The sequence below is a fragment of the Fervidobacterium sp. genome, assembly GCF_059913585.1.
In genome coordinates this window covers 92123-113575 of record NZ_DBOLZL010000012.1, presented here as the reverse complement: position 1 = coordinate 113575, position 21453 = coordinate 92123, and the positions used below count along the sequence as shown (strand labels likewise).

The 21453-nt window shown below is 38.5% G+C and carries 19 protein-coding genes; 15 read left to right on the top strand and 4 right to left on the bottom strand.

The window, feature by feature from the left end:
- Positions 1 to 28: 28 nt before the first annotated feature.
- Genes AC3M61_RS03885 through AC3M61_RS03875 form a run of 3 tightly spaced genes read right to left on the bottom strand, consistent with a single transcriptional unit; the run spans position 29 to position 2154 of the window.
- A complete protein-coding gene (locus tag AC3M61_RS03885; RefSeq protein ID WP_500779587.1) occupies positions 29 to 724 on the bottom strand; it encodes a YggS family pyridoxal phosphate-dependent enzyme in 696 nt (231 codons plus the stop codon).
- The gene (gene ruvB, locus AC3M61_RS03880) at positions 714 to 1709 is read right to left on the bottom strand and encodes a Holliday junction branch migration DNA helicase RuvB (RefSeq protein ID WP_500779734.1); all 996 of its coding nucleotides are present in this window, start codon (positions 1707 to 1709) and stop codon (positions 714 to 716) included. The genes AC3M61_RS03885 and ruvB overlap by 11 nt, the downstream gene beginning before the upstream one ends.
- Positions 1710 to 1758: 49 nt before the next feature.
- The gene (locus AC3M61_RS03875; RefSeq protein ID WP_500779586.1) at positions 1759 to 2154 is read right to left on the bottom strand and encodes a hypothetical protein; all 396 of its coding nucleotides are present in this window, start codon (positions 2152 to 2154) and stop codon (positions 1759 to 1761) included.
- 285 nt (positions 2155 to 2439) lie between these two features.
- Here AC3M61_RS03875 and AC3M61_RS03870 point away from each other — a divergent pair, with 285 nt between their 5' ends.
- The 8 genes from AC3M61_RS03870 to AC3M61_RS03835 all read left to right on the top strand — a co-directional run bounded on the left by AC3M61_RS03870 (position 2440) and on the right by AC3M61_RS03835 (position 10775).
- The gene (locus AC3M61_RS03870) at positions 2440 to 2904 is read left to right on the top strand and encodes a MarR family winged helix-turn-helix transcriptional regulator (protein ID WP_500779585.1); all 465 of its coding nucleotides are present in this window, start codon (positions 2440 to 2442) and stop codon (positions 2902 to 2904) included.
- A 3-nt stretch (positions 2905 to 2907) separates the two neighbouring features.
- Complete coding sequence (locus AC3M61_RS03865) at positions 2908 to 4659, top strand: ABC transporter ATP-binding protein (protein WP_500779584.1); 1752 nt, start codon at positions 2908 to 2910, stop codon at positions 4657 to 4659.
- A 22-nt stretch (positions 4660 to 4681) separates the two neighbouring features.
- Positions 4682 to 6598 (top strand): ABC transporter ATP-binding protein, encoded by a 1917-nt coding sequence (locus AC3M61_RS03860; protein ID WP_500779583.1) that lies wholly within the window; start codon positions 4682 to 4684, stop codon positions 6596 to 6598.
- 292 nt (positions 6599 to 6890) lie between these two features.
- Positions 6891 to 7484 (top strand): uracil-DNA glycosylase, encoded by a 594-nt coding sequence (locus tag AC3M61_RS03855; protein WP_500779582.1) that lies wholly within the window; start codon positions 6891 to 6893, stop codon positions 7482 to 7484.
- A gap of 24 nt (positions 7485 to 7508) precedes the next feature.
- A complete protein-coding gene (locus tag AC3M61_RS03850; RefSeq protein WP_500779581.1) occupies positions 7509 to 8042 on the top strand; it encodes a metal-dependent transcriptional regulator in 534 nt (177 codons plus the stop codon).
- Positions 8035 to 8970: an SDR family oxidoreductase gene (locus AC3M61_RS03845; protein WP_500779580.1), complete on the top strand. Its 936-nt coding sequence runs from the start codon at positions 8035 to 8037 to the stop codon at positions 8968 to 8970. Before AC3M61_RS03850 ends, AC3M61_RS03845 begins: the two co-directional genes overlap by 8 nt.
- A complete protein-coding gene (locus AC3M61_RS03840; protein WP_500779579.1) occupies positions 8939 to 10195 on the top strand; it encodes a replication-associated recombination protein A in 1257 nt (418 codons plus the stop codon). The genes AC3M61_RS03845 and AC3M61_RS03840 overlap by 32 nt, the downstream gene beginning before the upstream one ends.
- Before the next feature lies 1 nt (position 10196).
- Positions 10197 to 10775, top strand: a complete 579-nt coding sequence (locus AC3M61_RS03835; RefSeq protein WP_500779578.1) for a macro domain-containing protein — start codon at positions 10197 to 10199, stop codon at positions 10773 to 10775.
- On the opposite strand, the gene AC3M61_RS03830 is transcribed toward AC3M61_RS03835, so the two are convergent.
- On the bottom strand, positions 10772 to 12730 hold the full coding sequence (locus AC3M61_RS03830; RefSeq protein ID WP_500779577.1) for an SUMF1/EgtB/PvdO family nonheme iron enzyme: 1959 nt from the start codon (positions 12728 to 12730) through the stop codon (positions 10772 to 10774). The two genes, AC3M61_RS03835 and AC3M61_RS03830, sit on opposite strands and share 4 nt — an antisense overlap.
- Positions 12731 to 12900: 170 nt before the next feature.
- Between AC3M61_RS03830 and AC3M61_RS03825 the strand changes: the two genes are divergently transcribed.
- From AC3M61_RS03825 to AC3M61_RS03795, 7 genes are all read left to right on the top strand, one after another.
- Positions 12901 to 13389, top strand: coding sequence for a DUF4894 domain-containing protein (locus tag AC3M61_RS03825; RefSeq protein WP_500779576.1), 489 nt, complete (start codon positions 12901 to 12903; stop codon positions 13387 to 13389).
- Positions 13390 to 13394: 5 nt separating this feature from the next.
- Positions 13395 to 14675 (top strand): cell division protein FtsA, encoded by a 1281-nt coding sequence (gene ftsA, locus AC3M61_RS03820; RefSeq protein WP_500779575.1) that lies wholly within the window; start codon positions 13395 to 13397, stop codon positions 14673 to 14675.
- A 30-nt stretch (positions 14676 to 14705) separates the two neighbouring features.
- A complete protein-coding gene (gene ftsZ / locus AC3M61_RS03815; RefSeq protein ID WP_014450986.1) occupies positions 14706 to 15767 on the top strand; it encodes a cell division protein FtsZ in 1062 nt (353 codons plus the stop codon).
- 64 nt (positions 15768 to 15831) lie between these two features.
- Positions 15832 to 17523 carry a GspE/PulE family protein gene (locus tag AC3M61_RS03810; protein ID WP_500779733.1) on the top strand — a complete coding sequence of 564 codons (1692 nt, stop codon included), beginning with the start codon at positions 15832 to 15834 and terminating at the stop codon, positions 17521 to 17523.
- 21 nt (positions 17524 to 17544) lie between these two features.
- Positions 17545 to 18711 carry a hypothetical protein gene (locus tag AC3M61_RS03805; RefSeq protein WP_500779574.1) on the top strand — a complete coding sequence of 389 codons (1167 nt, stop codon included), beginning with the start codon at positions 17545 to 17547 and terminating at the stop codon, positions 18709 to 18711.
- Between the two features lie 35 nt (positions 18712 to 18746).
- Entirely contained in the window at positions 18747 to 19970 is a 1224-nt protein-coding gene (locus AC3M61_RS03800; protein ID WP_500779573.1) for an adenosylhomocysteinase, read from the top strand.
- 54 nt (positions 19971 to 20024) lie between these two features.
- A complete protein-coding gene (locus AC3M61_RS03795) occupies positions 20025 to 21407 on the top strand; it encodes an Rne/Rng family ribonuclease (RefSeq protein ID WP_500779572.1) in 1383 nt (460 codons plus the stop codon).
- Positions 21408 to 21453: the final 46 nt, after the last annotated feature.

The window sequence follows — 21453 nt, the reverse complement described above, 5'->3', positions numbered from 1 at the left end:
AACCCACCCCTTTTTGTTATCTTTTATTTTACTTTGATTTTCTCTCGCCAAATAAAGCTGTGCCAATTCTTACAATAGTGCTACCTTCCTCAACAGCAACAGTATAATCATTTGTCATTCCCATTGAAAGTTCGACGACATCGGGAAAATCGCTTTTCAGTTCGTCTCTCAAAGCTTTTAACTTTTTAAAATACGGTCTTGTCATTTCTGGTTCTATGTAAGGTGCCATGGTCATTAATCCGACTATTTTAACGTTGGTATATTTACTTGCTTGTATTAGGAAATTCCTTACCTGTTCTGCTTGCAAACCAGCTTTTGTTCCTTCACCAGAAACGTTCACTTCAAGCAACACAAGTTGCGTCTTATCAAGTTTTTTTGCCACTTTATCAATCTCTTCCAGTTCTTCAAGCCTGTAAACTGAGTGAATCAACTTTGCAACAGGAACTATGTATTTAACTTTGTTTGTTTGGATTCTGCCTATAAAATGCCACTCTACACCTAAGTTCTGAAGAACTTTGGCTTTGTCTCTTAATTCCTGAGCATAATTTTCCCCAAATACCTTTATTCCAACACTTAGTGCCAGATTCAGCACTTCTATAGGCTGTGTTTTTGTGACTGCAACGAGCTTTATTTCATTACAACTACGACCAACTTTCTCGGCATGAATCCTTATATTGTTCAGAACAGTATCATAATTTTTTCTGAGTTCTTCTTCAGTAATCACCAAAGAGTCCCCCCAATGTGCTTATTCCGAAGTATTTGTAAGTTTTTTCAGTTACCATCCTTCCTCGAGCTGTTCTTGCCAAAAAACCACTTTGCACAAGAAATGGCTCGTATACTTCAGCAATCGTGTCTTCTGTAATTCCTAACGAAGCAGCAAGCGCTTTCAATCCAACGGGTCCACCTTTATAAACCTCGATTATGACTTTCAAAAGTTTTCTATCCATCTCATCCAACCCGTACTCATCAATTCCGAGCAAATTCATAACCTCGTTAACGGTTTCAGTATCTATGACTTGCGAACCTTTTACAGTACTCAAGTCTCGAACACGTTTCAACAACCTAATTGCAATTCTTGGTGTTCCACGCGAACGCCGTGCAATCAAGAGAGCCGCTTCTGGTTCTATCGTGACACCCATTACCTGAGCAGCCCGAGTTATTATTAAACCAAGTTCTTCCTCTGTGTAGAAACTCATCTCAAATATAATACCAAATCTGTTCCTTAGAGGAGAAGTAAGCAATCCGCTTCGCGTTGTTGCACCGATAAGGGTAAACGGTTGCAAATCCACTCTAATAGACCTTGCGGCAGGTCCCTTTCCAATCATTATATCAATCTGAAAATCTTCCATAGCAGAATAAAGTATCTCTTCGACACTCCTATTCATTCTATGGATTTCATCGATAAATAAAACATCTCCGCGTTCCAGATTTGTTAATATTGCTGCGAGGTCTCCCTGTTTTTCAAGAACGGGACCACTTGTAATATGGATATTGGCATTGAGCTCGTTAGCTATAACAACGGCAAGCGTCGTTTTTCCAAGTCCTGGAGGACCAGCTAAAAGTATATGGTCAAGTTGTTCACCACGCATTTTTGAAGCAGATATCGCAAGTTTTAAACGCTCTTTGATGTTATCTTGACCTATATATTCAGACAAAAACTTAGGCCTTAAAGAGTATGTATCATAAGCATTTCTTTCAGGTGAAAATATTCTTTGAGCTTCTAAGTTTTCCTTTGCTATGTTATTTTCATTGAGTACTTTATCTTCGTTCACTGATTTTCACCTCTTCCTCTATCGGCAGGTTCATCTTTAGTCCGTACCTTCCTATATCTATCCTGACCTTTGCAAAACCACTTACCTTTATAGACCCGCTTTGAATTTTTCCAAAAAGTTCTGCATTAGATATTAAGAAGCTGAAGTTTTGGTTTCTAATCTTGTCACTGTTCCAGCTTCCTATATATTTGCCATCCTGCGTGAACACTCGGAGCTGGACTATCTCAATTTCATTTTTAACTCCAGGCGTTTCAACGATTAAAGATGCTTCGCAAACTAAGGAAATTCCCTTTTGCTCGCAACTTAGAATTTTGAAAAAAACTTTCGTGCTTTCCAGTTTTTTGAAAGCATCTTTTAGATTCTTCACAGACATATCAAGCAAAACAAGGGCGACCAGGGTGAGAAAGAAAAAGAAAACATAAAATACTAAGCGCTTTTTGTCTACTGTTATACCATATACCCCCTGTGTAGTATTTTTAAGTCACAAAACGTATTTATCCTGGTGATATTATAACACGATTAGCGATGATTTTAAAGCCCAAAGATGAACACTGTCAAAAAGTCTTTTCAAAAACAGGTATTGACATTTCCAAAACTGAGAGTTAATATAATTATACGTCTAATTATTAGACGTATAAGTATTAACGACAGCTTGGAGGTGAGTTTTTTGAAAGAATTGATGGAAAATGCTGGTGTTTTGGCACTTTTGAATTCCATCCAAAGGTCAGTTTTCAAATTCATTCACGAAAGAACACTAAGAGAGTTCAACATTCATCCCGGTCAGATACCTATCTTATTTGTTCTCAGGAAACGCCAAGGACTAAGTCAAAAAGAAATTGCAAAACGAATTGGGGTAGAGCAAGGAACTGTTGCTGTTATGCTTCGAAGAATGGAGAAAAATGGTCTGATAAAAAGAATACAAGACGAGTTAGACAAAAGAATTACCCGAGTGTACCTTACAGAAAAATCTGAGAACTTACTCAAAAACCTTTCGACAGTGTTAAGAGAAGCAGAGGAACTTTTGTTAAGTAGCCTATCAGACAAGGAAAAGCAAGAGCTTAAAGAGTTGTTGAAAAAAATTCAAGAAGACCTTAAACAACGAGTTGGAGAATATTGTCCGAAGGAGGCATAAACAATGGTAATAAAGATGGCTTTTAAAAAGTACTGGCTACTAATAATAATTACCGTTACACTTGTAACTGTTCAAGCTATTATTTCACTATATTTGCCAGACCTGATGTCGAAGATTGTCGATAAAGGTATCACACGAGGAGACGTAGATTATATTTGGAGTATTGGTGGTAAAATGTTGCTTGTTTCATTGATAAGTGTATTAGCGGCTGTCATTGCGAGTTACACATCTTCAATTGTAAGTATGGGACTTGGAAGAGATTTGAGAAATTCTGTCTTTGAAAAAGTTTCCTCCTTTTCCCTCGAAGAAATGAACAAATTCAGTACTTCCTCTTTAATTACAAGAACAACAAACGATGTAGTCCAGATACAGCAAGCAACGGTAATGATACTTAGAATGGTTGTAATGGCACCTGTTATGGCTGTTGGTGGAATAGTAATGGCTGTGAATAAAGATGCCAAACTAACAGGTATACTCGCTATATCTGTGCCTGTGATGCTCGGTGGTTTGGGTTTAATTGCCGCCATCGTAGCACCACTTTTCAAAAGTATGCAAAAGAAAATAGATAAGTTGAACCTCGTTGTTCGAGAGAGGGTCACAGGCATCCGTGTTATAAGGGCTTTCAATAAAGAAGGGCATGAGAAAAAGAGATTTTCAGATGCCAACGCGGATTTAACCAAAACCGCTCTGTGGGTCAACAGGATGGCTTCCATACTATTTCCTTATATGATGGTAGTGATGAACTTTACTACAATTGCCATAATATGGTTCGGTGCTAAGCAAATTGATGCTGGAAATTTGCAAGTTGGTCAGATGATGGCGGTAATGCAATACGTTCTCCAAATAATGTTTTCGTTCATTATGATATCCGTTATCTTTATTTTCCTACCAAGGGCAAGTGTATCTGGAAAGAGGATAAACGAAGTTCTAAGTGTCGAACCGAAGGTAATAGACCCAAAGGTTTTAGGGAAACAAATCACATGGTTTGAAGATTCGAAACCCATTGATATTAAAGGCATAGTAGAATTCAAAAATGTAACGTTCGCTTATCCTGGAGCAAAGGAACCTGTTTTGAGCGAGATTTCGTTTAGAGCAGAACCTGGAAAGATAACAGCGATAATAGGTTCCACAGGCTCTGGTAAGACAACGCTTCTCAATTTAATTCCACGGTTCTACGATGTTACCCTTGGGAGCGTCAGAATAGACGGAATAGATGTCCGGGAAATCCCGTTCGATGTTCTCAGAAGGATTATAGGTTACGCCACGCAAAAACCTGTAATTTTCACGGGTTCCATTAGAGAAAACATCAAATTTGGGCGAGATTGGATAACAGACGAAATGGTAGAAAGGGCAGCTGATATCGCACAGGTTCTTGAATTTGCATCAAAATACCCAGAGGGACTCGATTACCATATAGAGCAGGCTGGTTTGAACTTGTCTGGCGGTCAAAAGCAAAGGATTTCCTTGGCGAGAGCGATAGCAGGAATGCCCAGAATATACCTCTTTGACGACACGTTCAGTGCACTCGATTTCAAAACAGATGCAAAAATAAGGTTGAGATTATTCAAGGAAGCAAAAGATGCAACTGTAATTGTAGTAGCTCAAAGAGTTGCAACAATAATGAACGCGGATCAAATAATTGTTCTAAAAGATGGAAAGATTGTTGGTATAGGTAATCACTCGGAACTGATGAAGGCAAACGAAATTTATCGTGAGATAGTTTACTCACAACTTTCAAACGAAGAAGCCATGTGACAAAGGACAAGAGGTGAGAAAGATGAGCAAAGAAAGAAGAATGGAACAACAAACAAGACCTGTTGCAAACAATACAAAACCAACAAGACCCGGAGGACCTGGAGGATTCGGAGGACCTGCATTTGCACGCGGCAGTGAAAAGCCAAAAGATTTGAAAAAGACAACTCGAAAACTGCTGAAATACCTTAAACCTCACATAATTGGAATCGTTATTGTTTTTGCATTGACGATTGTTGCTACAATACTGACAATAAAGGCTCCAAAAGTCCTTGGACAGGCTACAACGGAGATTTTTAGAGTAGTTATGCTTAGAAACACTCCATTAGCTGGGTTCTTAAAAACAAAGATGGATTTTGAAAAAATCTTTGGAATCCTACTAAATGTTGGAATTTTATATTCGGTTGCCGCACTTTTGAACTTCCTGCAGGGTTATCTAATGGCAGGAGTCACACAGAATATTGTGAAGAAGATGAGAGAGGATATTAACAACAAACTCGAACGACTTCCATTGAAATTCTACGATGGACACTCACATGGAGATGTAATAAGCCGTGTGACAAACGACGTAGACTTGATTAGCAATACATTACAACAAAGCTTAACACAATTCATCTCAGGTATAGTTACTATCATTGGTATAACTTACATGATGATTACAATTAACCTTAACTTGACACTACTCACACTCATAACTTTGCCAATGAGTGCTCTAGTAACGGTATTCATTGCCAAGAAATCACAAAAGTACTTTGCCGCACAACAAAGATACCTTGGTGAGCTAACTGGTAGAGCTGAAGAGGTATACGGCGGCTTTTTAGCAGTTAAGACCTATGGAAGAGAGAAAGACGAAGTTCAAAGATTTAAAGAAATCAACGAAAAACTCTACAAAGAGAGCAAAAAAGCTCAATTCATTACAGGTATAATAATGCCCGTGATGAATTTTATAGGAAACTTGGGTTATATCATAGTGGCTGTTGGTGGTGGTGTGCTTGTTACAAAGAAGGCTATAACAGTGGGTGATGTTCAGGCATTCATCCAATACTCAAGGCAATTCAATCAACCGATTGTTCAAATCGCTAATATAGTGAATATGATTCAATCCACACTGGCAGCTGCTGAACGGGTCTTTCAGATACTTGAAGAGGAAGAAGAGAAACCTGACAAGCCAGATGCTATTGAACTAGAAAGAGTGAGAGGTGATGTCAAATTCGAAAATGTTAAGTTCAGTTACGTTCCAGAAAAGCCACTCATCGAGAACTTGAATATAGATGTTAAAAGTGGACAGATGGTTGCAATCGTCGGTCCAACAGGTGCAGGTAAGACAACACTTGTCAATCTTCTCATGAGGTTCTACGAAATCCAAGGAGGTAGTATAAAAGTCGATGGGATAGACATCAGGGACATCAAAAAATACAATTTGAGAAAACACTTTGGCATGGTCCTGCAAGATACATGGCTGTTCAGTGGAACGATAAAGGAGAATATAGCATATGGTAAAGATGGAGCAACAGAAGAAGAGATAATTAACGCTGCCAAGATGGCACATGTCCATCATTTCATAATGGCTCTACCCGATGGTTATGACACAGTAATAGGAGAAGATAGCTCCAACATCTCTCAAGGCGAAAAACAACTCATCACTATCGCAAGAGCGTTCCTAGCTAATCCTGATATCTTGATTCTCGACGAAGCAACAAGTAACGTTGATACGCTTACAGAGGTTTATATTCAAAGAGCTATGAGAGACATCATGAAAGGTAGAACATCTTTCGTCGTAGCACATAGGCTCTCAACCATCAAGAATGCAGACGTTATATTAGTTATGAATGAAGGTAGGATTATCGAAATAGGAAAACACGAAGAACTTCTCCATAAAAATGGGTTCTACGCCGAACTTTATAGAAGTCAGTTCCTTGGCGCTATGGTCGAAACAGTGTAGTATTCAACACCGTTTTCTAAAACTAACTTTCTTTTTCTGAGTGAAAGATAAGTATCAACGCTACCGATTTGAAGCGGTAGCGTTTTTTATTATCCATGTAAAGGCAAACAAAAAGTCCTTTGTTAAGTATTGATTTTGTTGTTTGTTTTGTGATATAATAAAATTGTTAGTCAAACTTTGTTTTTTGCTATCAATTTCTTTCAAAACTCACATCAGAAATTTTGCGAAATTAACCTGTGTATGCCCCGTTTTTCAAATATAACTAAAACTAAAATGGGGGAGATAAATAAAGATGAAAAAAGAAGAACTCATGGCAATAATTGAACAAAGAATACGTGAATGTCAAGCTTGTCCACTGTGGCTTCAAAGGACAAACGTTGTTCCAGGTGAAGGTAACCTGCATTCGCCAATAATATTTGTTGGAGAAGGACCTGGTGAGGAAGAAGACAAGCAGGGAAGACCGTTTGTTGGAAAGGCAGGACAACTTTTAACAAAAATTCTGGAATCTGTGAACATAAAAAGAGAAGATGTCTATATAACGAATGTGGTGAAATGCAGACCACCAAACAACAGAGTCCCTACACCTTTAGAAATTCAGTCTTGCTCTCCTTTCTTAATTGCTCAAATAGAGGTCATCAACCCCAGGATGATAGTACCACTTGGTAGTACAGCTGCTTCATTCTTCCTTGGTAAAGACGAACCTATCACAAAGATAAGAGGTAAGGAATTCATATGGAAAGGTGGAATAATCATATTCCCAATGTTTCACCCAAGTTATTTGTTAAGAAATCCATCAAAAGAGAAGGGCAGTCCGAAAGATTTGACCTGGCAAGACATAAAGAAGGTTCGAAAATATTACGACGAATTTTTGAAAGGAAATATGTAATAAAAATACAAAGGAGGAACGAACGTGGGAAATGAATTCAAGGAACAAAAAGTTGAAAAACATGAGAAGTTAACACCAACCGTTATGAGTTATATATCAACGATATACAGCCTTATAGAAAAAGAAGGAGTCGCACGCATTAGTGATATCGCAAGGGCAAAAGGTGTATCTTACGCCAGTGCTACGAACGCTGTTAAGAAACTTGTATCCTTGGGGCTAGTCGACCACAAAAGGTATGGGTTTGCAAAACTAACCCCCCGTGGTCTCAGAATTGCACAAATGCTTAAATCTGGTGAGTCGAGAATTAAATACTTTTTCATGTACGTAGTAGGAATTCCAGAAAAGAAGGCAGAGCAGATAGCAAGTTTGATGGTTTACGACCTCGATGCCGACACTCGAAGAAAGCTCAGAAAGTTTTATTCTATACTTATTGATTTTACAAAAGACAAGGCAGAGGAACTTGAACGTTTCATTCAAGAACAAAGAAAAAATACAGAACTCCCTGAAGAAGCATACAGACTGAAAGGAAAAATAAAGGAGGACGAAGACTATGAGTAAAGTCTTGGTTACAGGCGGAGCAGGGTTTATCGGTTCTCATCTGACAGATAAACTTGTTGAACTGGGACATGAAGTAGTTGTAATCGACAACTTATCCACAGGAAAGAGAGAAAACGTAAACCCAAAGGCTAAATTCTATGAAATGGACATATACGATGCGGAAGCAATTAATAAATTGTTCGATGAAGAAAAGTTCGAGTATGTTTTTCATTTGGCTGCGCAAGCAAGTGTTGCTGTTTCAGTTAAAGACCCTGTCAAAGATGCAAATGTGAATATAATTGGCAGTTTAAATTTGATAAAAGCATCCGTTGAAACCGGCGTTAAAAAGTTTATCTTCTCTTCGACCGGCGGAGCTATTTACGGAGAGGAAGTGAAAGTATTTCCAACACCCGAAAGTGTATTCCCGCAACCTATATCACCGTATGGTATAGCAAAGTTCAGCGTAGAGAACTATCTCAGATTCTTCAGCAAAGAGTTCGGATTGAAATACACGGTGCTTAGATACGGTAATGTCTACGGTCCAAGACAGGACCCATACGGTGAAGCTGGTGTTGTTGCAATTTTCACCTCAAGAATGCTCAATGGAGAAGACTGTATTATATTTGGTGATGGTGAATACGTGAGAGATTACGTGTATGTTGAAGACGTGGTTAACGCTAATGTACGTGCTATGGAACGGGGAGATGGTTTGGTAATAAATATCGGGACAGCTACAGGAACAACAACTAATGAACTCTTCAAAATACTCAAGAAACTGACTGGGTACAAGAAAGACCCAATATACGGTCCTCACAGAAAAGGAGATATCCGAAAAAGCGTTCTGTGCTATAACAGAGCGTGGATAGAATTGAAATGGGAACCGAAATATACGTTGGAAGAGGGGTTGAGGAAAACTGTTGAATGGTTTAAGCGAAATACTCAGGCCTAAGACTTTTGAAGAATTCATTGGACAAGAGCACCTGCTTGGAAAGGGTGCTCTTTTACGTATATCTATAGAACAGAATCAACTTTTTTCCGCTATTCTTGCAGGTCCTCCTGGGACCGGCAAAAGTTCTGTTCTACAGTTGATAAAAAGTTACACCGACTATGAAATCTACCAGCTGAACGCTGCTTTCACATCTGTAGATGAAATAAAAAAGGTTGAACACTATGCGTACAATCTTCGTGGTATAAAGAAAGTATTGATTTTCATAGACGAAATACATAGGTTTAATCGCAAACAACAAGACGTCTTCTTACCTGGTGTGGAAACTGGCGTTTATGTATTGTACGGCACAACAACGGAAAGTCCGGAACATTCAATCAATCCTGCCCTTCTCTCCCGTTGCAGAGTGTTACGTTTTAAAAAACTAAGTAACGAAGACCTTTTAAGAATTCTTGAAAAAGCCATCAATTATTTGGGGATAAGGGTTAGCGAGTCAACACAAGCATACCTTATACACTCGGCAAATGGAGATGCACGCTTTTTGCTCAATACATATGAGCTCTTATCAAATATTGCGAAAAACCAAGGAAAGGATATTATAGATGATGATGTTTTGAAAACCTACTTTGGCGAAGAATATACAAAATACAGCGACACGGAACACTACAATCTTGCATCTGCTTTTATCAAAAGCATCAGAGGTAGTGACCCCGATGCCGCTCTTTACTACATGATGCGCATGATTGAAGGAGGAGAAGACCCACGTTTCATCGCGCGCAGACTCGTCATCTTAGCAAGTGAAGATGTGGGGTTAGCTGATCCATTTGCACTTGTGCTCGCAGTTGCAACAAGTCATGCTGTTGAAAGTGTCGGCCTACCCGAATGCATAATAAACCTTTCAGAATGCGTGATTTACCTTTCGCTTGCTCCAAAAAGTAATTCTAGTTACGAAGCGGTATCAAAGGCTCAAGAATTGGCAAGAAAGACTATGAATATACCTGTTCCAAGGCATTTATTGAACGTTGAAGATAGTGGATACAAATATCCACACTCGTACGGTGGTTTCGTAAAGCAAACTTATCTTCCCAAACAAATAAATGATAGGATTTACATTCCAAAAAATATAGCTAAAGAAGCAAAGTTGGCAGAAGTTTACAGAAAGCTCTGGAAAGAACGCTTCTCTTCGCAGGAATCGGATGTAAATGATGGGGAAAAGGGAGGAAAGTAAGATGGGGGCTTTTGAAACGATAGGTTCTGTAAAAGTTGGGAATGTTGAAATAAGATTCATCGTTGGGGATATAACAAAATTGGAAGTGGATGCTATTGTAAATGCCGCGAATTCTTATTTGCAACACGGTGGAGGTGTTGCGGGTGCTATATCACGGGCTGGAGGTCCTGAAATCCAAAAAGAGAGTGATGAATATGTAAGAAAAAACGGACCTATCCCTCCCGGGGATGTGGCTGTCACGGGAGCTGGAAATTTGAAAGCGAAGTATATTATACACACTGTCGGACCAATAGGAGATAAGGAAGGTAACGATGAAATTATGAAAAAGGCTTTCGAGAACGTATTCTCGAAAGCCGATGAATTAGCGATAAATTCTATTGCAATTCCTTTCGTTGGGACTGGAATCTTTGGTTATCCTCTCGAGAACTTCATTAAAGTTTGCGTAGATGAAACATTAAAATTCTTTTCAAACTACAAAGGCCCTATAAAATTAGTTGTTTTTTGTGATATAGACAGTTCAAAGGTTCGGAAGTTGTTGGATACCTTTGAAAATAACTCTGAGCATTTTAAACAACCTTAGAACAACCAACCCCCCAGTCTAACTTTTATTTCTATCGCTTTTCCTCCTCTATCAATTGTGAGGACTGAAATATCACCTTGCTTCTTTCCAGATAGTGCCTTTAGTGCATCATCTGGTGATTTGATAGTTTTTCCATCTATTTTTACTATAACATCTCCATCTTTGATGCCTGCGAGTTGTGCAGGTGAACCTGTCTCAACAAAAGCTACGTAAAGACCTTCTGATTTCACGTTGTACTGTTTTTTAATATTCTCATTTACAACAAACCATGTGATTCCCAACAGCTTGTTTTTAAGTGGTTTTTTGATTATGTTAAACGCTTCCTCGGCGTCCATTACTACTCTAAAGGTTACGTCATTTCTTGGTTCCGATGGTGTTAAAGGGATTCTATCTGTAATCCTCCCAGCCAGGACACCTGCTCTCCCAACAACATATGTTCCAGTAGTATTCAACGGGTTTTCCTTAGGAAGCTTTTTGTAGGCATCTTTCGCATAGTAATCTCTGCACAATTCTATAGGATAACCGTAAGTATTTACAACCCCGTAGGGCGATATATCAACATTTTCAAATTCATTCACCGGATAATCTTTTCTTCCATCGTTGTACTTAGTTTGGCTCTCGTTGCCCCAAGGATATCTTCTCCCATCCGTACCTCGAGCCGCCTTCTCCCATTGTGCTTCCGTTGGAAGCTGGTATCCTGCCCAATCACAATATGCTTTTGTCGAAGCGTAATTTATACCGGTTATTGGAACGTTCAGTAAAATAGCAGGAGCGGAATAACTTACTCTAACTTTCTGACCTAGGAAATCTATCTCAACAGGACTTATCTGTTTTCCAGCGATGATGGAAGAACCAATTTGTGAAGCCTTTAGGAAATCAAGATATTGTTTCACAGTAATGGGATATTTAGATATGTAGAACGCCGAAACATAGACTTCACGTTGGGGAAGTTCATCTTCTTCAACATTTCTCCAAGACACATCTCCTCCCATTTTAAAGACTCCACCAGGAACAAGAACAAAAGTTATTCCTGTTCTTGGGTCAACGATTTCTTTAGGGTAGATATTTATCTTTCTCACTTCTTTGCCTTCCACTTTTACAGGATCATCAACAACAATCGTTGCTACACCGTCCTTATCGTATATAGCTTTTTCTATTAGTGTAGTAGCAGATTGCTGAATGGGTTGATCATATCGGGCAATTTGAGAAGACTGTTCTTTCGTCTCTTGATAAGTAGAAAATACAACATCATTTTGATTCACAACAACTTTACCCCACTGCCCAGAAATTTCATATTGTGTATCTGACAATTTTTTAACTACACCGTAGAGTTTTTGTCCATTATGAAGAACGACCAAATCAAAGCCTTTGGCGCGTTTGTAAGGAATATAAATGTATTCTAGTGCTCCTTTTAGTATGAAGAATGTATTCTTATAACTGTCTACTAAAGTAATATATTCGCCACTTGTATTCAGTTCAGTCCCAACAATCATTTCCCCATTAACTAAAGCACATATATAGTAATCGTTGAGTACTAATTCAACCTGGAAGAATGTTTCTGATGTGATGCTAGGTAATTCCACTTTCTCAAAGCCTAGGTAGTCCACACTACCTGATTTCAAGTTTAGCTTAATCTTCCCAAACCATGTTGTGACCACAGCATAGTCTTTGGATAGTTCAGTTACATAACCACGAAACTTCCTACCGTTGAGAGAGAATTCTTGACCACTCTGCGGTATTGTTCCATCTTTAAAAACAACGCTTTGGATATTAGATACCGGAATCTGTATCTCGCCAAGTGTACTGTTTACAACTACGTAGTTACTGTTCAAATCTTTTATAGTTCCTTCGAGAATTGACCCGTCTTTGTAAACCACAATGACAGCAAAACCTTGTGATAATAATAGCAGTATCACCACAAGAAAAATTGATAAAACGCTTATCCGAGTTCTCATGATTTCTACCTCCCTAGACTGCATGTCGCATTACATTGAAATTATATCAAACTTTTGAAAAAACTTCTTCACCTTAAAGAAGAATTTGTGATAAAATATGTTTGAATACTACAATAAGAGAAAATCGAAAATTCAAAGTTTGGAAGGTAGGATTGTGAGGACCCAAAAAAATGATGAACAAACAATTAATAGTTATTATTTTCTACATTATTTTGTTATTATTTTCTACATATCACGCAAAGGCATCTACCACCAACAAAATTAGTGCTGAATCCATACAAACTTATTGGTTCTCAATTTTTTACAGTGAAAGATTCTGGAAAGTTGATACAGATGGTCGTATATACGACATCTACCCAAATGATGACATAGCAGTTTTACCGGCAGGTCCTTTCGTAACAGGCTTAGACGTTGATGTCATTAAAGGTAGAGTCATCAGTCCTTTTTTAAAGTACCTGCCGTCCAGAATACCATCGGGTGTTTTTGAAATTAACCTTAAAGAGAAATACATTATCACAAAAAATTCGGCGGTGGTCTATATAACAGATATTAGCGATATCCAGTCTTGTGTTAATACACTTGCCTTGATGTGGTACTATATGGATTCCAAGAAAATATATCTCTTCAAAAATGGTAGAATTTATAGAATAAAGGGGTGATTATCATGCCTAAATCACGAGAGGTTGTTTCTTTGGATATTGGAAATGATAGTATCAAAGGTATTGTTGTTGATTTTAGTGAGGGTTACGGCAATGTCTTGGCATTTTCCAATGTGAAAACAAGGGGCATAGAAAACGGTGAAATTAAAGATGTTGTTGCTTTAAACGAGTCAATGACACAAATAATCGAAGATTTGGAAGACCAGCTTGGTAAAGAACTTAAGGGTGAGTTACTGGTTTCCTCGAGTTGCGGTGATTTCACTCTTACAGAAATCACTGAGGAGCTCATATTAACTGAAAAAGATGAAGGATATGTTTCTGAAGAACACGTAATGAAGCTAACCGATAACTTATTAGCCGATTTATTCCCTAACAACGAGAGAAACTCTCTGCATCTTTTTGTTAAAAAATACGTACTAGATGACAATAAGATAGTTGTCAACCCTGTCGGAATGAAAGCCAGAAAAATCGCGGCGATTTACACTGTTGTTATGGGCTCTGAAAAATACAGAAACGTCGTTGAATACGCTACGAAAGATATCCTTGGAGAAGCCGAATACTATATCTCTTTCGTATCAAATGCGGAAGCTGTGCTTTCCAATGTCGAAAAGGATAGAGGCGTTGTTCACGTGGACCTGGGCTATAATTACACGACGGTAACCCTGTACTATGCAAATACGCCCCTTGAAATGGAGAGAATAGAGATATCTATGAAAAACGTTTTAAAAGACATAGCAATTGTTCTAAAGACATCTTTACAAGAAGCGGAAAGGCTATTAAAAACGTACGGTGTGGCGGTTTACTTAGATATTGAGCCTACGCCAATTGAATACAAAGGTTTGGATGGTAGGACCATCCAGCGAACCGATAAAGAATTTTTATCGAGAATAATCTACGCAAGACTCAGGGAAATATTTATGCGGGTAAAGAAACTTTACAAGGACTTCACGGTGAAGTACCCTGATTTTGGAAATATTGGGATTCCTGGTGGAATTGTTTTAACTGGTGGTGGGGCTATGCTCCAGCGTATTGAGACACTTGCAAGCGAAGTCTTCAAGTGCCCTGTTAGAATCGGAACAGTAGCGGATACAGAAATGTTTAAAGCTGAAGGTGCTGAACTCAATGTATTCACACCTTTGTATGCAGCAACTTTTGGAAACATAATAGTTTATCAGAAAGAGCAAAACATGTATAGTCCAATGGTGGGTGAGAAAACGAAAAAACGCCAATCAGGAACCGGATTTTTCAAAAAACTTTCCGAGACCTTCGGGAAAATATTCGGATGATTTTGATGAAAAGATAAGGAGGGAAATTGTATGCCTTTTATGATAGAAAAGGAGAGCAAACAAAGAGATATCGAAAGAATACCAGGTGTTCCTGTTCTAAAAGTAATAGGGGTAGGGGGCGCTGGTTGTAACGCAATTAACAGGATGGCAGAGATGGGATTAAAAGGTGTGACATTGATAGCAGTTAATACAGATGCTCAGGTCCTTGATGTAAGTAAAGCGGATATCACTGTACAAATTGGAGAAAAGTTGACAAAAGGTCTCGGAGCTGGTGGAAATCCAAAAATCGGTGAAGAAGCTGCATTGGAAGACAGGAAAAAGCTTGAGGAAATATTGCATGGTACTGATATGTTGTTTATTACTGCAGGATTTGGTGGAGGAACGGGAACTGGAGCCGCACCTGTTATCGCAGAAATAGCCAGGAACCTGGGGATTTTAACCGTCGCAATTATCACAATGCCTTTCTTTTTTGAAGGTACACCGAGATGGAATGTAGCGTTAGAAGGTGTAAAGCGAATTACAGGCAAAGTTGATACGCTAATCAAAATAAGCAACAATAAATTGCTCGAACAACTATCACCTTCAACAACCATCGTTGATGCATTTGCAACTGCTGATGAAATTCTGCATCAAGCCGTTCGTGGCATCTCCGACCTTATAATGAAGCGCGGTTATATTAACCTTGATTTTGCAGATGTTGAGTCAGTGATGAGAAATGCAGGTAACGCGATGCTTGGAATAGGTGTTGGAAAAGGTGAAAAGCGTGTCTTTGATGCTGCTAGGAAAGCTCTCGATAGCAAGTTCTTAGATTACCCAATTGAGAACGCAAGGTCAATCATTTTGAATATTTCGGCACCGCGAAATGCAACATTACAAGAGATGCAAGAAGCAGCCATGATAGTAAAACAAACCTGTAGCGAAGATGCTGATATGAAATTCGGTATGGTAATCGACGATGAGTTAGCGGATGACGAAATGAGGGTAACTGTAATAGCCACTCGATTCGATGTTGAAGAGAAATTCGGAAAGTCTGAGGAAGATATACCTGCAATTTATAAATTTGGACTCGAATACAAAGGCAGGCATGATTGAAAACCGGTTTCGACATATTTCTCTCCCCCATAATAAGAGGTGACTATAAGTGGAGAAGAAAATAATGAAATTAGGTGATGTGTTAATAGAAAAGGGAATAATAACACCAACTGAACTCCAAAACGCTCTGGAACTTCAAAAAGAGTTGCATAAACCTCTTGGCGAAATCCTCATACAGCTTGGATACTGCACTTGGGACGATATTGTAAAAGCACTTGCAGAGCAATACGAAATACAAGCTTGTGTAGGAGAAGTCAAACTCAACGAAGAGTTTGTAAAATCATTCCCAAAAGATTTGATAAATGAACTAAAAATCATTCCCATAGACGAAAATGAAGGTAAAGTTATTGTAGGCATTTCAAATGTTTACGATATTCCTGTTATAAAGCGCAGATTGAAGTTTAAGCTTGGTAAAGATGTTGACTTCTGCCTCATGCCACCAAGCATTTTTGATACACTTTACAATAACATACTTCATGGAATTACATCCGGGCTTATGGTTCAAGAAATTAGTGAGATAATTACACAACAAGAAGTAGAAGAACAACAAGAGGAGGTAAGTGTTTCCGAACAAGAAGAAACCCCTGTGGTTAGGTTGGTATCAAACATTGTTGACCATGCAATAGAATTGGATGCAAGCGATATCCACATTGAACCTCAGAGAAGAAACGTTGTTGTCAGATATCGTGTTGACGGTGTTTTAAGAAGAATTACTGAATATCCCAGGAATATGCATGCAGCAGTCGTCTCACGAATTAAAATCTTAGCTGGACTTGATATAGTCGAAAGAAGATTACCACAGGATGGAAAGTTTTTCATCAAGCGTGGAGAAGAACAATTTGACCTGCGTGTTTCCACAATGCCATCTGTTCATGGTGAAAAGGTAGTTATGCGTTTGCTAAAAGTTTCTTCGTCGAAGAAGAAACTCGAAGAACTTGGTTATTCACCTTACAATTACGAAAGAATTCAAAAATTGATCGAACATCCTTATGGTATTTTACTCGTCACTGGTCCAACTGGTAGTGGTAAATCTACAACGCTTGTGGCAATAATAAATTCGTTGAACTCCGAAGATGTCAATATAGTCACAGCAGAAGACCCTGTTGAATACACAGTTGAAGGCATCACTCAATGTCAGGTTAACGCTGAAATAGGTCTTACGTTTGCAAAATATTTGCGTGCATTTTTAAGACAAGACCCCGACATCATTATGGTTGGTGAAATTAGGGATAGGGAAACCGCTCAACTTGCAGTTGAAGCGTCGTTAACAGGTCACTTAGTTTTATCAACGCTGCATACAAATACTGCAGCTGGTGCAATTGATAGGTTAGTTAACATGGGTATCGAACCATCACTCATATCGGCTTCTTTAATAGGTGTTATCGGACAAAGGTTGGTTAGGAAAGTTTGCAGCAAGTGTAAAGTTGAAAAAGAACTGCCAGAAAGGTTTGTAAAGCTTTCCAGGAATTTGTTCCCACAGATGAATCCTATTCAATACGTTGGTGAAGGGTGCTCGGCATGTAATAACACGGGCTACAAAGGTAGAACTGCGGTAGCCGAAGTTCTCGTGGTTAACGATGAAATGCGAAGACTCATCCAGAAAGGAGCATCGACCTACGAATTGGATAGGGCTGCAAGAAAACATGGAATGATTAGTATGTTCCAAGACGGACTTTACAAGGTTCTAAATGGTGAGACTACAATCGAAGAAGTCCTGGCAGTTGTAGGTGAAGAAGAAGAGGAAGAAGAACAATAAAACACAGAGGGGGAATGTTTTTTGGACTTCAATCCCGAGAAATTCAGAAAAGAAAAAGAGAGGGAAATAAGTGCCACTTACAATGCCATGAGGAAGAGAAGCTTTAAATTTCTCTTCCTCAACGTTTTAATAGTACTGGCTGTTTTCTCGTTTCTTTTCTTTGTCAGGAACGTTTCTCCACAGACGTATTCTAACATCGTGGACATATTCCAATTGACTATCGAAATCCCGAAACTTGAGTATACTGCCCCAGAAAAGATTGGTGCACGGGTTTACATTGTAAACACAAAACGAACAGAGAAAAGTTTTGTTATTTCAGATTTTTACTTTAAGATTTACAACGATTTAAAGACAATTTATGAATTCTCATACCCAAATGCGGTCCAAGGGTCTGTACAAGCCCAAGGTCGAAGGCTTGTTTTTAATTTGGAAGAGAACGTCTTTCTGGCAAACTTGCCTAGCGGAACGTATACAATCTATGCAAGATGCAAAATCAATGGTAGAACAGCCGAGATTTCAAGAAAATTTACATATAAAGAAGAAATATACTATGGCATTCTGTCCGAACCGTATTACTTGGTCGGTGAAGAATTCCAACCATCTGTCTACGTTATCAACAGAACAACCCAACCAACGGATATAGCACTCGCAAAGATAGTATGGGATTATACTGGCAAAGAATTCCAACAATACGTGAATGAAAAGGTAAGGCTTTACCCTGGCGAATCATATTCATTTAAAGCAAGTGCAAAGTTTAAGGCCGAAACAGAAGGTATCGAGGAAATAACCGCTAAACTTTACTTCCAGGATGGTACCATAAAAGAATTTAAATCTGCAATACCAATAACGAAAAATCCGGAATCTTCTCCGAAAGATATCGATTTCAACATTGAAAGTGAAGAACCCGTGGTTGTAGGCAAGCCCCCTGTAATTAGGGTTTATTTAGTGAATAAAATAAACAAAGAACGTTTCCTGAAGATTGACAAGATACAGTTCAGTATCGCAAAGATAGGCTACAACTTTGAAATTAATAACAGAAGAGTCTACTGTATTCCTTTCGGTCGTTCTTTTATAACTAAGTTAGAAAAGCTCTCGTTTACTGAACCTGGAGTTTACGATCTGATAATTACCTTTGTTTCTGGAAACTCAAAAATTGAAAAAAAGATGCCATTGGCAGTAGCGAAATAAAATAGCATACCACTGAAGAGTAAAGGAGGAACAATATGAAAATTCAAGAAAAGAACTTAGAAAGCTCAGGTCATCAAAAGATAAACTGGGTGTCCAAACATATGAAATTATTAAATTCTATCCAAACAATGAATTACTCATTGAACGGTCTGAAGATAGGGATGTCAATCCATCTCGAGGCTAAGACCGCCTACCTTGCAATAACACTAAAAAAACTTGGCGCCGATGTTTTTGTAACAGGTTGCAACCCTCTATCAACTCAAGACGATGTTGCAGAAGCACTCAAAGACTACGGAATAGTTGTTCATGCCAAGCGAACGGAAGATGAAAGAGAATATTTTTCTTTTCTACACAAAATCCTCGACTACAAACCTGATTTAATACTCGACGATGGTGCTGATTTAACAGTGCTTGCACATACAGAAAGAAAAGAAGTGTTGGATAATCTAAAAGGTGTTTCTGAGGAAACAACAACTGGTGTGAGGAGATTGAAGAATTTACAAGCACAAGGTATATTGAAAGTTCCAGTAATAGCAGTTAACAATGCAAAGATGAAGTTTATGTTTGACAATAGATACGGAACCGGACAGTCAACCTGGGATTCGATAATGAGGAACACAAACCTTCTTATAGCCGGTAAAAGAGTTCTCGTAGCTGGTTACGGCTGGTGCGGAAGAGGCATCGCGTTACGTGCGCACGGTTTGGGTGCTAGAGTAATGGTCAGTGAGGTTGACCCTATCAAGGCTGTTGAAGCACTTATGGATGGATTCGATGTTGGAAAAATTGATGAACTTGCTCCACAAGCAGACATAATAATCACTGCAACAGGCGTTTGTGATGTTTTGAACGAAGAGACGATTCGTAAACTGAAAAATGGAGTCATTTTAGCAAATGCTGGACACTTCAATGTTGAAATACCTATGGAAAAGTTAGAAAAGCTTGCAACAAGAAAATACGAGATAAGAAAGAACGTAACATGCTATGAAATTAATGGAAAAGATATATTCGTCATTGGACAAGGAAGATTAGTTAACTTGGCTGCTGCCGATGGGCACCCGGTAGAGATTATGGATATATCGTTCGCACTTCAGGCACTATCTCTGCTCTACCTGTCACAGCACTACAAAGGTTTAAAAAACATAGTTTACGATTATCCAGAAGAACTTGATAAGCAAGTTGCAATGTTGAAATTAAGGTCTTTGGGAATAGAGATTGATAATCTAACAGATGAGCAGAGAAAATACCTCGAAAGTTTTTAACCCGCTGATGACTTTCGAGAGATTTTTTACAAGCATCGCGAAGAGGTGTAGCATGTGACATTGGTTATAAACAAAAAGGACGACAAAACCCACGCGGCACTTCTTGAAAATGGAAAACTAATTGAAATATACTTCCCAGATGATGAAGAAAGCGTTGCTGGGAGTATATTTGTAGGTAGAATAGAGAAGTTTGTACCTGCGCTTGAGGCTGCTTTTGTCACGCTATCTAACAACGAAAATGGTTTTTTGAGATTGAAAGACATAAGACCAGAGTATCTTGAAGCATTTGGTTTAAAGAAACTCCAAGAAGGGCAAAAAGTACTTGTCCAAATAAAAAAGGAAGGTGGACAAACAAAAGGACCACAGGTAACTACAAATATAAGTCTACCAGGTAGATATGTTGTATTAATGCCGTTTTCACACAGCATAGGTGTGTCAAGGAAGATTCAAGCCCCAGAGGACAGAAATAAGCTAAAAGAATTAGGACTCAAACTACGTGAAAAATACTCTTTCGGATTCATAATGAGAACTGCTGCAGCAGAAGCTACAGAAGAACACATTTACGAAGAAAGTGAATTACTGATAACCAAGTGGAGCGAGTTAGTAAAAGAATTTAAGAATGCTAAAAAAGTCAAGCTACTTTACAAAGAGTCAGATTCTGATGAATTCTTAATTAGGGAGTTTTTGAAAGAAGGAGTTGACGAAGTAGTTACTAACTCAGTAACGTATAAAGAGCTGATAAGGAACTACTCTAAAAATATTCGTATAAAAGTGATCGACGGAGATGCATTCGAAGAGCTGGGAATAAACGAGGAACTCAAGCGTGTTTTAAGCCGTCACATTCCTTTGCCTTCAGGTGGTGAAATAGTAATTGACAAGACAGAAGCAATGGTTGTAATAGACGTCAATTCTGGACACTTTACAACCACGAGTGACCACGAAGAGCTCTCAGAACAAATAAATGCAGAAGCAGCCGTAGAAATCGCAAGAATTCTAAGATTAAGAAACCTTGGGGGTATAATAATCGTAGATTTTATAGATATGAGAAGTGAAAAAAGCAGGAACAAAATCATCGAAATTATGAGAAAAGAAGTGCTAAAGGATAGGAACAGGGTTGAAATCTACGGTTTTACACAACTCGGACTTCTCGAAATGACTAGGAAAAGAACGAGTAAATCGTTGGACGAACGCTTGACAACAACATGCCCAGTATGTAACGGAAAAGGAGCAATACCAAGCGCTGAGCTTGTTATTCAACAACTTTTTAACACACTTCAAAAAAAGCCGAAGGATGTTTCAGAAGTTATCGTCAAATTACATCCACACTTCAAAAACAAGATTAACAAAGAAGAAATCAAAAAAGTTGCCAAAGTAAATGTCCATGTGCATTTTACCCACGTAAACCCGTCAAATTTCGAAGTAACTTGGAAAAAATGACTCAAGTATGGTATAATCCTTAGTTACGTTCAAAGCATGAGCGCAT